1 rRNA gene is annotated in these 233 nt (G+C 45.9%); it reads right to left on the reverse strand.

Features of this window, described 5'->3' with window-relative positions:
* Positions 1–65, reverse strand: a 5S ribosomal RNA gene (gene rrf / locus MRBLMU1_RS32765); the annotation flags it as partial.
* Between the last annotated feature and the right edge of the window lie 168 nt (positions 66–233).

Below are 233 nucleotides of genomic sequence, written 5' to 3' on the forward strand. Positions count from 1 at the left end.
CAGAGTTGTTTCACGGTCCTGTTCGGGATGGGAAGGGGTGGGACCAACTTGCTATGGTCATCAGGCATTGACTTGTACGAGCCGCGTTCTTGTGAACGTTGCTCAGAATCTGGAAGTAGTAAGTAATTGGGTAATGAAGTTGTATCAACGTTCGCACAACATACTTCTCATTCACCATAACCTGCTAAGGTTATAGGGACAAGCCGTACGGGCAATTAGTATCAGTTAGCTTA

The organism is Burkholderia sp. LMU1-1-1.1, assembly GCF_040675865.1.
Lineage (GTDB): Bacteria > Pseudomonadota > Gammaproteobacteria > Burkholderiales > Burkholderiaceae_D > Rugamonas.